This is a genomic window from Georgenia satyanarayanai, from assembly GCF_009193135.1.
Lineage (GTDB): Bacteria > Actinomycetota > Actinomycetes > Actinomycetales > Actinomycetaceae > Oceanitalea > Oceanitalea satyanarayanai.
In genome coordinates this window covers 83,645-97,254 of sequence record NZ_VUKC01000005.1, presented here as the reverse complement: position 1 = coordinate 97,254, position 13,610 = coordinate 83,645, and the positions used below count along the sequence as shown (strand labels likewise).

The 13,610-nt window shown below is 72.9% G+C and carries 14 protein-coding genes; 7 read left to right on the top strand and 7 right to left on the bottom strand.

Annotated elements, in window-relative coordinates; genetic code table 11:
• Positions 1-12 precede the first annotated feature (12 nt).
• Both GD632_RS08090 and GD632_RS08085 read right to left on the bottom strand, forming a co-directional pair.
• A complete protein-coding gene (locus GD632_RS08090; protein ID WP_152190776.1) occupies positions 13-585 on the bottom strand; it encodes a DinB family protein in 573 nt (190 codons plus the stop codon).
• Complete coding sequence (locus tag GD632_RS08085; protein ID WP_152190774.1) at positions 582-959, bottom strand: VOC family protein; 378 nt, start codon at positions 957-959, stop codon at positions 582-584. The genes GD632_RS08090 and GD632_RS08085 overlap by 4 nt, the downstream gene beginning before the upstream one ends.
• 118 nt (positions 960-1,077) lie before the next feature.
• Here GD632_RS08085 and GD632_RS08080 point away from each other — a divergent pair, with 118 nt between their 5' ends.
• From GD632_RS08080 to GD632_RS08065, 4 genes are all read left to right on the top strand, one after another.
• Complete coding sequence (locus GD632_RS08080) at positions 1,078-2,448, top strand: TrkH family potassium uptake protein (protein WP_226924747.1); 1,371 nt, start codon at positions 1,078-1,080, stop codon at positions 2,446-2,448.
• Entirely contained in the window at positions 2,441-3,139 is a 699-nt protein-coding gene (locus GD632_RS08075; protein ID WP_226924746.1) for a potassium channel family protein, read from the top strand. The genes GD632_RS08080 and GD632_RS08075 overlap by 8 nt, the downstream gene beginning before the upstream one ends.
• A 219-nt stretch (positions 3,140-3,358) precedes the next feature.
• The gene (locus GD632_RS08070; RefSeq protein WP_152190772.1) at positions 3,359-4,159 is read left to right on the top strand and encodes a carbon-nitrogen hydrolase family protein; all 801 of its coding nucleotides are present in this window, start codon (positions 3,359-3,361) and stop codon (positions 4,157-4,159) included.
• Positions 4,160-4,243: 84 nt separating this feature from the next.
• Entirely contained in the window at positions 4,244-5,098 is an 855-nt protein-coding gene (locus GD632_RS08065; RefSeq protein WP_152190770.1) for a hypothetical protein, read from the top strand.
• A gap of 107 nt (positions 5,099-5,205) precedes the next feature.
• On the opposite strand, the gene GD632_RS08060 is transcribed toward GD632_RS08065, so the two are convergent.
• Positions 5,206-5,625: a MarR family winged helix-turn-helix transcriptional regulator gene (locus GD632_RS08060; RefSeq protein WP_152190767.1), complete on the bottom strand. Its 420-nt coding sequence runs from the start codon at positions 5,623-5,625 to the stop codon at positions 5,206-5,208.
• A 72-nt stretch (positions 5,626-5,697) separates the two neighbouring features.
• On the opposite strand from GD632_RS08060, the gene GD632_RS08055 reads away from it, so the two are divergent.
• Positions 5,698-6,789, top strand: a complete 1,092-nt coding sequence (locus GD632_RS08055) for an acetylserotonin O-methyltransferase (RefSeq protein WP_226924745.1) — start codon at positions 5,698-5,700, stop codon at positions 6,787-6,789.
• Positions 6,786-7,184, top strand: coding sequence for a DUF1304 family protein (locus GD632_RS08050; protein ID WP_152190763.1), 399 nt, complete (start codon positions 6,786-6,788; stop codon positions 7,182-7,184). The genes GD632_RS08055 and GD632_RS08050 overlap by 4 nt, the downstream gene beginning before the upstream one ends.
• Before the next feature lie 145 nt (positions 7,185-7,329).
• Here GD632_RS08050 and GD632_RS08045 read toward each other — a convergent pair whose 3' ends face one another.
• From GD632_RS08045 to GD632_RS08035, 3 genes are read right to left on the bottom strand one after another with little or no spacing between them, the layout of a single operon-like run.
• Positions 7,330-8,139, bottom strand: a complete 810-nt coding sequence (locus GD632_RS08045) for a MetQ/NlpA family ABC transporter substrate-binding protein (protein WP_152190761.1) — start codon at positions 8,137-8,139, stop codon at positions 7,330-7,332.
• Positions 8,140-8,150: 11 nt separating this feature from the next.
• Positions 8,151-8,852, bottom strand: a complete 702-nt coding sequence (locus GD632_RS08040; protein WP_152190759.1) for a methionine ABC transporter permease — start codon at positions 8,850-8,852, stop codon at positions 8,151-8,153.
• Complete coding sequence (locus tag GD632_RS08035; RefSeq protein ID WP_152190757.1) at positions 8,849-9,835, bottom strand: methionine ABC transporter ATP-binding protein; 987 nt, start codon at positions 9,833-9,835, stop codon at positions 8,849-8,851. The genes GD632_RS08040 and GD632_RS08035 overlap by 4 nt, the downstream gene beginning before the upstream one ends.
• 404 nt (positions 9,836-10,239) lie before the next feature.
• Here GD632_RS08035 and GD632_RS08030 point away from each other — a divergent pair, with 404 nt between their 5' ends.
• Positions 10,240-12,234, top strand: a complete 1,995-nt coding sequence (locus GD632_RS08030; protein ID WP_152190755.1) for a hypothetical protein — start codon at positions 10,240-10,242, stop codon at positions 12,232-12,234.
• A 97-nt stretch (positions 12,235-12,331) separates the two neighbouring features.
• Here GD632_RS08030 and GD632_RS08025 read toward each other — a convergent pair whose 3' ends face one another.
• Positions 12,332-13,552, bottom strand: coding sequence for a pyridoxal phosphate-dependent aminotransferase (locus tag GD632_RS08025; protein WP_152190753.1), 1,221 nt, complete (start codon positions 13,550-13,552; stop codon positions 12,332-12,334).
• Between the last annotated feature and the right edge of the window lie 58 nt (positions 13,553-13,610).

Genomic DNA, 13,610 nt, shown 5'->3' with positions numbered 1-13,610 from the left:
GGTGCCCCCAGCCTATCGAGCGCCGTCGGCGACCTCCTTCAGGTGCTCGACGTACTCGGTCCACCACCGCTCGCCCCGGCCGGGGAGGTTCGCCGCCCCCACCCGCAGGCCGGCGGCGCCGTCGATCTGCTCGCGGACGATGTCGGCGTGACCGATGTGCCGGGAGGTCTCGGCGATGACGTGGACGAGGATGTGGTGGAGGGTGACCTCGTCCTCGCCCCACCACGGCACGCGCCCGGGTGAGTCGAGGTCGAGCCCGGCGATGGTGGCGTCGGCGTGCGCCCACGCCTGGCGGTAGCCGGCGACGACGTCCTCGACCGACTCCTCCGCCGTCGCCCACATGTCCGCGTTGTCCTCGGCGTCGTCGCTCATCCACGGCAGGTCCACCGGGCTCGGGCGGCCGAAGGTGTCACCGAAGTACCCGAGCTCGATGCCGGTGAGGTGCTTGACGAGCCCGAGCAGGTTGGTGCCCGTGGGCGTGTGCGGCCAGCGCAGGTCCCGCTCCGGGAGGCCCTCGAGCTTCCACAGCAACGCCTCACGGGCCCGCTGCAGGTACTCGTGGAGCGTCTCCTTGGCGTCCCTCATGACGCCGCCCGTGAGAAGCACAGGCAGAAGGGGTGGCCGGCCGGGCTCGCGTACACCTGGAAGTCCTCGTCGTCGTCCGGGTACTGCGCCTCCTGCAGGAGCTGGGCGCCCACCGACATGACGTGCTCGTGCGCCTCGGGGAAGTCCTCCACCCACAGGTCGAGGTGCACCTGCTGGGGGTTGCCGTCGGGCCACTGCGGCGGGACGTGGTCGGGCGCGAGCTGGACGGAGACGGGCACGGCGCCGTCGACCACGACCTTGTGCCAGTCGTCGGCGGTGACGGTGACGGTGCCGCCGAGGACCCCCGCCCAGAAGCGGCTCTCCGCGGCGATGTCGGCGGCGTCGAAGACGGTGGTCAGGCGGGTGATCCTCACGGGCGGCCTCCTCGTTCGGGTGGGTGGGTGGCCGCCACGCTAGCGAGGTCGGCGGGCGGTGGGAACACCACCTCGCGTCGTGTAGGCGAAGGGGGCCGGGCGGGTCTACAGTCCTCGCGTGCCACTCACGGGCCGCTCACGGCCTTCCTTCCGGCGCCTGCGTGCGGCGCACCCCGCAGAGGCGATCGTCGCGGCCTACGCCGCCGCCCTCGCGGTCGGGACCGTCCTCCTCCTGCTTCCCGTCTCCGTCACCGAGGCCGCCGGTGGTCGTGCCAGCCTCGTCGAGGCACTCTTCACGGCCGGCTCGGCGGTCTCGGTCACCGGGCTCGTCGTCGTCGACACGCAGACGCACTGGAGCACCTTCGGGCACGTCGTCATCTTCCTGCTCATCGAGCTCGGCGGGCTCGGGCTCATGACCTTCGCCTCGCTGCTCGGTCTCATCCTCGTCCACCGGCTCGGGCTGCGGACCCGGCTGGTGACGAGTGCGTCGATCGGGACCCCGAGCGCGCACGACCTGCGCGGCGTCGTCGTCGGTGTCGCCACGATCGCTCTCACCGTCCAGGCCGCCACCGCCGCGATCCTCGCGGCGCGCCTGGCCCTCACCCACGACTACCCGCCCGGGCGCGCCCTGTGGCACGGGGTCTTCCATGCGGGCTCGGCCTTCAACAACGCCGGCTTCGCGCTCTACTCCGACAACCTCATGGCCTTCGTGGCCGACCCGTGGGTGTGCCTGCCGGTCGCCGTCGCCGTCATCCTCGGCGGGATCGGGTTCCCCGTCTTCCTCGAGCTCAGCCGCCACGCGCGAGTGCCCCGGCTCTGGGGCATGAACACCCGCATCGTCCTCGTGGGCACGGCCGTCCTCCTCGTCGGCGCCACGGTGACGGTCACCGCCCTCGAGTGGGACAACCCCGGCACCCTCGGCCCGCTCGACGCCCCGGCGAAGCTGCTCGCCGGGTTCTTCGCCGCCGTCGTCGCGCGCACAGCCGGTTTCAACACCGTGGACGTCGCCGAGATGAACACCCAGACGTGGTTCGCACACGACGTGCTCATGTTCGTCGGCGCGGGCCCCGCCGGCACGGCCGGCGGCATCAAGATCACGACGGCGGCCGTCCTCGTCGCCATCGTCCTCGCCGAGATCCGGGGCGAGGGCGCGGTGACGGTCTTCGGCAAGCGCCTCTCCCGCGCGGTGCACCGCCAGGCCATCACGGTGCTCAGCCTGGGCGTCGCCGTCGTCATGGGTGGCACGTGGGCGCTGCTCATCACCACCGAGTTCACGCTGGACCAGATCCTCTTCGAGGTGGTCTCCGCGTTCGGCACGGTGGGCCTGTCCACCGGGATCACCCACCTCCTGCCCGACGGCGGGCAGCTGCTGCTCGTCGTCATCATGTTCGCCGGCCGGGTCGGACCCGTCACGCTGGCGACCGCCCTGGCGCTGCGACCCCGCACCCGCCTGTACGAACTGCCGAAGGAGCGACCCCTCATTGGCTGAGCACCTCCGTCCCCGCCGCCGCGCGATCACCGCGCTCGGGCGGGGCGACTCCGTCGTCGTCATCGGTCTGGGCCGCTTCGGCCAGGCGCTGGCCCTGGAGCTGGCCGAGTCGGGCGTCGACGTCCTCGGCGTCGACACCGACGAGACGATCGTCCAGGACTTCAACGGCCGGCTCACGCAGGTGGTCCGGGCCGACGCCTCCCGCGAGGAGGTGCTCCGTCAGCTCGGAGTCGCCGACTTCACCCACGCCGTGGTGGCGATCGGCTCGAGCATGGAGGCCTCGATCCTCGCCAGCTCGTGGCTGCTGCGCCTCAACGTCCCGCACGTGTGGGCCAAGGCGATCACCGCGGCGCACGGGCAGATCCTCACCCAGCTGGGCGTGCACCACGTCGTCTACCCGGAGAGCGAGATGGGCCGGAAGGTCGCGCACCTCCTGCGGGGCACGATCGCGGACTACCTCGACCTCGGCGGCGGCTTCGCGATGGTGACCGCCCAGGCGCCGGTGCTCATGACCGGCAAGCCGCTGGACAAGGTCGGCTTCCGCAAGAAGCACAACCTCAACGTCGTCGCGGTGCGTCAGCCGGACGGCAGCTGGGGCCACGCCACCGGCGAGACGGTGCTGAGCAGGGGCGACACGATCATCGTCGTCGGGCCGGCCGCCGTCGCCGAGGGCTTCATCGACATGCGTTGAGTCCACGCCCGTCGTCACAAGCAGATGAATGCGCTCCCACAAGCGCTGTCACCCGCTAGTGTGTCCACACGCAGACCTGAGCCGGCCCACGACAGCCGGCGGGGGGCGACGACGGCGCTACTTCTCGGGCGGGGGGTGGCGCCGCCGGCGTGTGCGGGACGCGGCGCGCCGAGGCGGGAGAGGTACCCTCGGCCGGACGACGTCGGAGGGAGGAGCGCCATGTCGCTGACGGTTGCGGTGGTCCAGTTCGGGCCCGGTGAGGACAAGGCCGCGAACCTGCGCACGATCGAGGAGCACCTGCGCACGGCCGCTGCCCGTGGCGCCCGGCTCGCGGTGCTCCCGGAGTTCTCCGTCTTCACCGCCCCGGCCATGGACGAGCGCTTCGTCGCGAGCGCCGAGCCCCTGGACGGCCCGGGCGTCGGGCGGCTGCGGGAGCTGTCGGCCGAGCTGGACCTCACCGTCGTCGCCGGCGTCAACGAGGCCGCCGACGGCGAGCGCATCCGCAACGCGCTCGTCGGCGTCCAGGGCGGTGAGCTGCGTGCGGTGTACCGCAAGGTCCACCTCTACGACGCCTTCGGCTACCGCGAGTCCGACCGCGTCATGGCGGCGGACCCGCAGGAGGCCGCGCTGCTCGAGGTCGACGGCTTCACCGTCGGGCTGCAGACCTGCTACGACGTCCGCTTCCCCGAGGTCTCCCGCACGCTCGTCGACGCCGGTGCCGACGTCCTCGCCGTCCCCGCCGCCTGGGCGCCGGGACCGCTCAAGGAGTACCACTGGGGCACGCTGCTGCGGGCGCGGGCGATCGAGAACACCGTCTTCGTGCTCGGCGCGGACCAGACGGCGCCCACGGGCGTGGGCAACAGCGTGGTCCTCGACCCCATGGGGGTGGCGCTGGCCGCCGCCGGCGAGGCACCGGGCGTGGCCGTGGCACAGCTGGACCGGGCCCGCCTGGAGCAGGTCCGTGAGGTCAACCCGGCGCTGCGGCTGCGCCGCTACCGGGTCACGCCGGAGGCGCGCTGAGCCGCGGGACGGCTGCACCCGATTTGGCGCACATGCCTATACAATTCCGCGGGCGGCAACAGGTGCCGCCGGACGGAGGCAACGATGCGCTCACACATCCGGATGGCAACTGTCGTCCTCAGCCTGGGCCTCGTGGTGGCCGCGTGCTCCGATGCCGAGGAGGCGCCGGCAGACGCCGCACCCACGAGTGAGGGCCAGCAGTCGACGGCAGAGACCACGGACGCCGAGACCGACGCCGAGGATCACGGCGCTCACGGCGCGCACGGCGGGGAGGACCACGACGCCGCAGCGGCAGCCGCGGCCTCGGGGCCGGTCAGCGCCGCGGTGCTGGGGACCTCGACCGGCTCCTACGGCCCGCTGGACGAGGGCCTGGGCAGCGCGACGAACACGCTCGTCGTCGAGGGCACCGTCACGCTCGTCAAGGACGAGAACGGCACCCAGATCTCGACCAACGTCACCGGCCTCACCTCCGGCGCGACCCACCCCGCGCACCTGCACGACGGCTCGTGCACCGAGTTCGGCGGGCACTACATGCACGACCACGCCGGCCAGCCGGAGCCGCCGAACGAGATCTGGCTGTCCTCGAGCAACGACCCCGCCGGGCCCCTCGAGCCCAGCCAGACCGGCAGCGCGCTCGGCTCGGGCGGGGCCGAGTGGGTCCCGCGGGAGACACCGCTGTCGATGATGATCCACGACTCCGAGTTCCCCGGGCTGCCCATCGCCTGCGCCGACTTCGCCGCCTACGACGGCCCCGTCACCCTCGTGCTCGAGGGCACGGTCGACGGCGTCGACGCGATCGAGTACTCCCTCGACGGCGGGGAGTGGCTGGCCTACGAGGGCCCGGTCGAGATCGCCGACGCCGGCTCGCACACCGTGGCCTACGCCCCGGCCGGCGAGCACGACGACGCCCCGGAGATCACCTTCACCGTCGCCGGCTAGCCTCCACCGATCCCCGCTGCCGAAACGGATCTGCGCGCCTGACACATCAGCCGCGCAGGTCCGTTCCTGCAGCGGGGTCCGGGGCGGGCGAGCCTTCTCCCGGGAGGTCACCCGTCGGGGTCGGTGACCTCCCGCAGCCGGACCAGCGCCTCCCGGAGGCTGCCCGTCAGCTCGGCACCGAGGTGCCCCTCCCACTCCCGTTCCACGGCGGCCACCACCTCCAGCGCCCGCACGGCGCCCGCACGGCCCCGCGGGGTGAAGCGGATGAGACGGGCGCGCCCGTCCGCCGGGTCCGGGACCCGCTCGACGAGCCCTTTCTCCTCGAGCGCGGCGACCAGGAGGCTCGCCGTCTGCTTCGTCACCTGCGCCTGCCGGGCGAGGTCGGTGAGGCGTGACCCGCCGTCGGCGATCCGCTGCGCGAGCCGGGCCTGGGCCGGCGTCACGTCGAAACCGGCGGCCTGCATCGCGCCGATCACCCGCTCGTCCATCGCGCGGTAGGACACGAACATCAGCGTCGCGAGATCCATCGGCACACCCCCTTGACAGCGGTCCGGCACGGAGGAAACTAGTCAGTACTACTGACCATCTTAGGGGTCATCATGAGCAGGGTCCCTCCCACCCGGCTCGCCCGGGCCGCGACCTCGGTCCGGACGACGGTCCAGCACCTCGCCGCGCGCATGGTGCCGCCCGAGGTCGGCGTCCTCGAGCTGGGCTCCGGCTTCATGTCCACGCACGCGCTCTACGCTGCGGCACGTCTGGGTGTCCCCGACACGCTCGCCGCCGGCCCGCTGTCCCCCGCCGACGTCGCCGCGCGCGTCGGCACCCAGCCGGACGCGACCCACCGGCTGCTGCGGGCGTGCGCCACGTGGGGCGTCTTCCGGGAGGAGCCCGACGGCCGTTTCGCGCTGACGCCGCTGGCGGACCGGCTGCGGTCGGGCACGGCCGACTCGATGCGCGACGTCGTCCTCATGCTCGGCGACCCGCGCTACCAGCGCGTCTGGGCCGAGCTCGCCGCAACCGTGCGGACCGGCGAGCCGGGCGCCGAGCGGGCACTCGGCCGGTCGATGTGGGAGGTCCTGGAGCAGGACGCCGAGTTCGGCGACGTCTTCCACGCGGCCATGACCCGGCTCTGCGCCCTGGACTGGCCGGCGGTCGCCGCCGTCTACGACTTCACCCGCTTCTCCCGGGTCGTGGACGTCGGCGGCGGGCACGGGCAGCTCCTCGCCCTCGTGCTCGGGGCCTCCCCCGCCGCGCAGGGGGTGCTCGTCGAGCGGCCGTCCATGGCCGACGGCGCTGCCCGCCTCCTCGGGGAGGCCGGCCTCGGTGGCCGCTACCGCTTCGAGGCCGCCTCGTTCTTCGACTCGGTCCCTCCCGACGGTGACGTCTACCTCCTGCGCCGGGTGCTCCACGACTACGACGACGCCGGGGCCGCGGCGGTCCTCACCACCCTGCGCGCGCACATGCGCGAGCGCGCGACCCTCCTCGTGCTCGACGGCGTCGTCCCGTCCGGGAACGCCCCCCACCTCACCAAGGCGCTCGACCTCGACATGATGCTCTTCGTCGGGGGCCGCGAGCGCACCGAGCCCCAGTGGCGCGCCCTCCTGGCCGACACCGGGTTCCGGACCACGCGGATCGTCCCCACGGTCTCGCCCATCTCCGTCATCGAAGCCGTCCCAGGCAGGAAGCCATGAGCACGTTCACCCAGATCTGCGCCGCCCTCGCGGCGGTCATCGTCATCGCCGTCTCGCCCTTCGAGGCGTTCTACATCCACCGCCCCCGGGTCCAGCGCTTCCTCGGCATCGAGCCCGACGGCCTCCCCAACGTCCACCTCTGGTCGTTCTGCATCGGGGCGCGCAACGCCCTGGTCGGCGTCGGCACCCTCGTGGGGCTGTGGATGGTCAACTTCGGCGACCGGGCGGCGGGGACCGTCGTCGTCGTCGCCTGCCTGGTGTACCTGCTGCTCTCCTCGCTGTTCATGGGCCTGGCCGACGCGCTCGGCTACTGGCGGCCACGGGGCAAGAGCGTCAAGGGCACCGTCGCCTCCTCGGTGCTCCCGGCCGCCGCGCTCGTCGCCGTGGCGCTCTGAGACGGCCGGTCCGGTCCGCGGCCGCGGCGGTCCCGCACGCCGCTGCAGAAACGGAACTGCGCGGCTGACATGTCAGCCGCGCAGTTCCGTCTCAGCAGCGTGGTCCGGGAGGGCGGTGCCGGCCCCAGCCGGGCGCCCCCCGAAGTCACTCCACGGGGATGATGACGCCCTGGTACTGCTCCTCGAGGAACTGGTCCATCTCGTCGGAGGTGAGCAGCTCGTAGAGGGTCGCGATGCGCGGGTCGTCGGCGAGCTCCGGGGTCGTGGACAGCACGTTGTAGTACTCGCTGTCGCTCTCCTCGGCGAGGATCATCCTGTCCTCGCCCAGGCCGGCGGGCAGCGCGAAGGCCGCGGTGACGATGGCGGCGTCCTGGTCCTCGACGGCCTGCGGGAGCGTGGCGTTCTCGATCTCGACGAACTCGATGTTGCGCGGGTTCGCGGTGATGTCGGCGATCGTGATGGGGTCCTCGGTGACCTCGATGAGCCCGTGCGCGGCGAGGAGCTTGAGGGCGCGGCCCTCGTTGGTCGGGTCGTTGGGGATGGCGACCGAGGCGCCGTCGGGCAGCTCCTCCAGCGACGCGTAGTCGTTGGAGTACAGGCCCATGCGTGGGAGGTACACCTCGCCGACGGACACGAGGTCCTCGCCCATCGCCTCGTTGAAGGTCTCCATGAACGTGGTGTTCTGGAAGAGGTTGGCGTCGGCGTCGCCGTCCACGACGGCGGGGTTCGGCGTGTTGTAGTCGCTGAACGGGATGAACTCGATGGTCAGGCCCTCGGCGGGGCCGAGGTCCTCGGCGAGGAAGCGGAGCATGTCGCCGGCGGGGACCTCGAGGGCGGCCACGCGGATGGTGTCGGACTCGGCGCCGGAGGTGGCGGCGTCGTCGTCCCCTCCGCCGCACGCGGCGAGCGTGAGGGCGGCGACGACGGCGACGGGCAGGGTGCGGGTGAGGCGCATGGATCTACTTCCTAACGGTGGGAGGCACGTCGGGCGACGTAGTTGCCGACGGACTGGAGGATCTGGACGAGGACGACGAGGAGCACGACGACGACGAGCATGTACTCGAGGCTGTAGCGCTGGTACCCGTAGCGGTAGGCGACGTCACCGAGGCCGCCGCCGCCCACGGCGCCGACCATCGCGGAGTAGCCGATGAGGCCGACGACGGTCGTCGACAGGCCCAGCGTGAGCGCGGGGACCGCCTCGGCGAGGAGGACCTTGAAGAGGATCGTGCGCTTGGTCGCGCCGAGGGAGACGGCGGCGTCGATGACCCCGCGGGGCACCTCGCGCACCGCGATCTCCACGAGCCGGGCGAAGAAGGGGATGCCGGCGATGGTGAGCGGGACGATCGAGGCGGTCGGTCCGATGAAGGTGCCGACGACGAACCGCGTGAACGGGATGAGCAGGAACATGAGGATGATGAAGGGGATCGAGCGGCCGATGTTGACGACGACGTCGAGCGTCCGGTTCACCACCTTCCCCAGCGCGCGGGAGCCGAAGGGCTTGGCGTAGAGGCCGCCGTCCTCGGTGGTGACGAGGAGGACACCGATGGCGACGCCGACGACGACCGTGAAGAGCAGCGCGACGAAGACCATGTAGAGGGTCTGCCAGGTGCCGGTGGTGACGACGTCGATGAGCCGGGACCAGAAGTCCGGGTCGTTGCGGTCGATCATCGGACCACCTCCACGAAGAGCCCCTGCGAGCGCAGGTAGGTGAGCGCGGTCTCGACCTGCTCGGCGGACCCCGGGATCTCGAGGCGGGTGCGGCCGGTCTGGGTGCCGTCGTGGATGGTCTCCATGGCGGCGCCGAGGATCGCGACGTCCAGGCCCTGGTCGCGGGCGAGGCGCGCGATGACCGGCTCGGAGGACGTCTGCCTGGTGAAGGTGACGTCGATGATCGTCGTGCCGCGCGGCGCGGGGAGCTCACCGAGCTGGAAGAGCTCGGCGGCCAGGCGCGAGCCGGGGGTGGTGAGCAGCCGGTCCATGGGGCCGTGCTCGAGGATGCGGCCGTCCTCCATGAGCGCGGCGGAGTCGCAGATGCGCTTGATGACGTCCATCTCGTGGGTGATGAGGAGGACGGTGAGGCCGAGCTCGCGGGACAGGCGGCGGATGAGGTCGAGGACCGAGCGGGTGGTCTCCGGGTCGAGCGCCGAGGTGGCCTCGTCGGACAGCAGGACGCTCGGGTTGTCGGCCAGGGCGCGGGCGATACCGACACGCTGCTTCTGGCCGCCGGAGAGCTGGGCGGGGTAGGCGCCGGCGCGGTCGGACAGCCCGACGAGCTCGAGGATCTCGGTGGCGCGCCGGCGGCGCTCCGCGCGGGCGGCGCCGGCGATCTCCAGGGCGAGCTCGACGTTGGCCTGCGCGGTGCGCGAGGACAGGAGGTTGAAGTGCTGGAAGATCATCCCGGCTCGGCGGCGGGCCTCGCGCAGCTCCTTGCCCTTGAGCTCGGAGATGACGGCGCCGTCGACGGTGACCGTGCCGGAGTCCGGCTTCTCCAGGGCGTTGACCGTGCGGATGAGGGTGGACTTGCCCGCGCCCGACTGCCCGACGATCCCGAAGATCTCCCCCGGCTCGACGCGGAGGCTCACGTGGTCGAGCGCGTGGACGTCCCCGCCGGGTGTGCGGAACGTCCTGGACACGTCCACTAGGTCGATCAAGCGGGCCTCCTACGGGTGCACGAGCGCGCGCGGGGGTGCGGCGCGTCGTGGGCAGGTCCAGGGTCCGACGGCAAACGGTGCGCTGTCCACCTCTAGAGACGCCCGTCTCAGCATGCGGCCTGTGACATGCGGCGCGGCCAGGCGCGCGGCTCGGCGCACGGGCCGCGCGCCGCCCCGGCGTCCTCGCGTCGTACGATATGCCCCGGCACTGGTCGTGCAGATGGGCGACGCAGCGCTGCCCTTCGGTGGCGCGACCCGGTCACCCCCGCACCGACCTGCCCCTGCCCGCGGTTCACCCGCTCCGGGCGTGTCCCGCCACCTGCGCCGGTGCCACGGTAGGCGCAGACGATGGAGTCGAGTCTGCCGTCCGGGGCAGCTCCCGCCGTCGTCGGCGGGAGTGCGTCATGGGCTGGAGAAGCGTCGGCATCCTGGTAGCCGAGTCTGCGCCGTCCACCGAGCCTGAGACGTGGAGCCAGCGCGCCGCCACCGCGGTGGCGGACTTCTTCGAGCGGTGGACGGCGCCGCTCGACTCGCTCGCGCTCGCCGTCCTCGGGCTCCTTGCCGCCATCTACGTGCTCGCGCGGGCGTGGACACGGTGGTTGCTCCCGAGGTCGTTCGCCCACCTCCCGGCGGCCGGTACGCGCCGGGGCCTGGAGCGCGCCGGCGCCTGCGCCCTGGCACTCCTCGCGACGATCGCGTTCGTCCACCTCCTCGTGGGGGCACCGAGCACGAGCGCAGACCTGGGCCCGCTCCTCGCGCGGGTGACCGGCATCCTCGTGCTGGCGCTCGGGGCGGCTCGCGTGTTCGCCGGCCTGCTCGCGAGCGCCTTCAGGGTGTCGGTGACCGCGCGCGCACCGGACGGCACGGAGTCCCCTCAGCGGGCCGCACATGTCGTCGGCCTGCTCAACGAGCTGGGTGCGCGGTCACCGCAGGGGGCCGAGTACCCCCGCGGCACCGACGTGTCCGCCCTGGACACCGCTGCCCTCAGCGCGCTGCCGACAGGCGCGGTCGCGAAGATCCTCGTCGGGATCGTCAGCGTGTTCCTGCCCCGCGCCCCGTGGGAGGTGTCGGTCGACGAGGAGTCCGAGAACCGGGAGACGGTGCAGATCGCCCACAACGGCCGCACGGTGCTCGCCGCCGTCGTCGATGGCCCGCTCCTCGGGCTCCGTGACCCGGCGGTGAAGGGTGGGGTCGCCACGCCCGCCACCGCCGCGACGACGACGGTGACGCCCGACCTGCACCGGGTGACGGCCGCGATGGTGCTCGCCAAGCTGCACGAGGTCCACCACCTGCCGGGGCTCGGCGGTGCGACGGACGGCACCTCCATCGGGCTCCAGGCCGTGGCGACGACCGACTTCGCGCGGGACTACGACGCCGCGGTGCCGCTCCTCGCCCGAGCCGTCGCCATCGACAGCGGGAACCTCGGTGCCGCCCTGGCTCTCCTCCACCACCGCTTCCGTGACGCCACGGACCCCGCCGAGCTGGCGACCTACGACGAGGCGCTCGCCCGGCTGGGGCAGCGACTCACCGAGCTGGCGACAGCATGCCCGACGGAGAACGCGCTCCTCCCCCTGCGTGCCCGGCTCAACCGGGTCGTCGCCCAGATCAACGGGGCGTACGCGAGCGACCGTGCGGACACGGACCCGAGTGCGTTGGACGACTGCCGCAAGCTGGCGGAGAAGCTCGTCACGGACGTGCGGACCCTCCTCGCGGACGAGAGGACCGCCGCGGACAGCAGGACAGTGCTCGCGGCGATCCAGCGCTCCGCACGCATCCTCATGGTCGTCGGCAAGGACGAGGAGCTCGAGCCGCCGCTCACTCCGCTCGAGCACCACCAGGCGGCCTGCCACTACGCCACCGCTGCCCCGCCGAACCCCGGCAGGGCGGTCCACCACCTGCGTATCGCGGCGACCGACCCCGAGCTGGCGGCGTGGCGGGCGAAGGACCCCCAGCTGGGACGCTTCCGCACGACGGATGTCTACCGGGAGGCGTTCCCTCCCGAGAAGGGCACGTTCCTCACCCTGCCCGGCGTCGCCGAGTCCACGGGCGCGCTCACCCGCCTGGGCATCACCAACGAGCGCGCGCTCCTCGGGCACGGTGCCGACGAGCTCGGCCCGCTCCTCGGGCGCACACCGACGACGGCGGCGCGGCTCCTCGCCCTGGCACGCCTGGTGTCGCGGGTTCCGGCCGGCCTCCACGCCTGGCGGTTCTCCATCGCCACCTGGGTGGTCGAGCAGGCGCACGGACCGACGACGCGGTCGGAGCTCGCCGAGTCGGCGGGGAAGACGTTCGCCGAGATCCTCGATGCCAAGGAGATCGAGGCGCTCCAGGCCTGGGTCAGGGGCAGCGGGCTCCCCTGGCGCTCCCCCGTCGCGGACTACCTGCGCGCCGTCCGCTGACCCCGCCTGCTGCCGACGCTCGCGTCGCACCTCCCCGTCATCGGTCGCCCATCCGAACGGCGTCGGAGGTGGTGAACGTGCGACGCACGTGCGGCGCTCAGGCGCGCAGCCGGGCCAGTCCCTCCGCCGCCCGCTCGAGCACGCTCTCCTGCTTGACGTAGGTGAAGCGCACCCACGAACCGAGCGCCTGTGCCGTCGGCGAGCCCGCGGCACAGAACGCACTGACGGGGATCCCGACGACGCCCGCCAGCTCCGGCAGCCGTCGGCACAGGTCGACGGCGTCGGTGAACCCGAGAGGGGCGGCGTCGGCGACGACGAAGTACGTGCCGGCAGCCCGCACGGTCGCGAAGCCGGCGGCGTCGAGCGCGCCGGTGAGGAGGTCGCGGCGGGACTGCAGCGACGCGGTGAGCCCGGCGACGTACTCCCCCGTCCGCCCGTCCTCGTCGGCGAGCGCCGTCGCGACGGCGTGCTGGAACGGGCCGGAGGCGACGTAGGTGAGGAACTGCTTGACCGTCCGCACGGCGGTGACGAGCTCGGCCGGGCCGTGGACCCACCCGACCTTCCACCCGGTGAAGGAGAACGCCTTGCCGGCCGAGGAGATCGTCAGCGTGCGCCCCGCCGCCGCGGGCAGCGTGGCGAGCGGGACGTGGCGCGCGCCGTCGTAGGTGAGGTGCTCGTAGACCTCGTCGGTGACGACGACGGCGTCGCGCGCGGCGGCCTGCTCGGCCAGCAGGGTGAGCTCCTCGGTGGTGAGCACCGTGCCGGTCGGGTTGTGCGGGGTGTTGACGAGGACGAGACGGGTGCGGTCGGTGAAGGCGGCGCGCACGTCGTCGGCGTCGAGGTGGAAGCCCTCGGGGCCGGGGCGCAGCGGGATCGTCCGGTGGGTGGCGCCGGCCATGGCGATGGAGGCGGCGTAGGAGTCGTAGTACGGCTCGAGCGTGAGGACCTCGTCGCCCGGGCCGGCGAGGGCGAGGATCGCCGCGGCGATCGCCTCGGTGGCGCCGGCGGTGACGAGCACCTCGGTGTCCGGGTCGACGCTCAGGCCGTACTCGCGGCCCTGGTGCACGGCCACCGCCTCGCGCAGCTGCGGGATGCCGGGGCCGGGCGGGTACTGGTTGTGCCCGTCGCGGATCGCGGCGATCGCGGCGTCCTTGAGGTGCTCCGGCCCGTCGACGTCCGGGAAGCCCTGCCCGAGGTTGACCGCGCCGGTGCGGGTCGCGAGCTCGGACATCTCGGCGAAGATCGTCGGGGCGACGGCTCCCGACGGCGAGAGCAGGCCGGCCCCGCGGGCCACGTCGATCCAGCGGTCACTACGCATGGTCGGCATCCTCCCACCGCCCCGCCGTCGCCGGCGCGGCCGACCACGAGCCGTCGTC

Excerpts from the sequence above, each read along its gene's own strand:
- GD632_RS08090 (WP_152190776.1), bottom strand. The coding sequence starts at position 585 with ATGAGGGACGCCAAGGAGACGCTCCACGAGTACCTGCAGCGGGCCCGT.
- GD632_RS08070 (WP_152190772.1), top strand. The coding sequence starts at position 3,359 with ATGTCGCTGACGGTTGCGGTGGTCCAGTTCGGGCCCGGTGAGGACAAG.
- GD632_RS08065 (WP_152190770.1), top strand. The coding sequence starts at position 4,244 with ATGCGCTCACACATCCGGATGGCAACTGTCGTCCTCAGCCTGGGCCTC.
- GD632_RS08060 (WP_152190767.1), bottom strand. The coding sequence starts at position 5,625 with ATGGATCTCGCGACGCTGATGTTCGTGTCCTACCGCGCGATGGACGAG.
- GD632_RS08055 (WP_226924745.1), top strand. The coding sequence starts at position 5,698 with ATGAGCAGGGTCCCTCCCACCCGGCTCGCCCGGGCCGCGACCTCGGTC.
- GD632_RS08050 (WP_152190763.1), top strand. The coding sequence starts at position 6,786 with ATGAGCACGTTCACCCAGATCTGCGCCGCCCTCGCGGCGGTCATCGTC.
- GD632_RS08045 (WP_152190761.1), bottom strand. The coding sequence starts at position 8,139 with ATGCGCCTCACCCGCACCCTGCCCGTCGCCGTCGTCGCCGCCCTCACG.
- GD632_RS08040 (WP_152190759.1), bottom strand. The coding sequence starts at position 8,852 with ATGATCGACCGCAACGACCCGGACTTCTGGTCCCGGCTCATCGACGTC.
- GD632_RS08030 (WP_152190755.1), top strand. The coding sequence starts at position 10,240 with ATGGGCTGGAGAAGCGTCGGCATCCTGGTAGCCGAGTCTGCGCCGTCC.
- GD632_RS08025 (WP_152190753.1), bottom strand. The coding sequence starts at position 13,552 with ATGCGTAGTGACCGCTGGATCGACGTGGCCCGCGGGGCCGGCCTGCTC.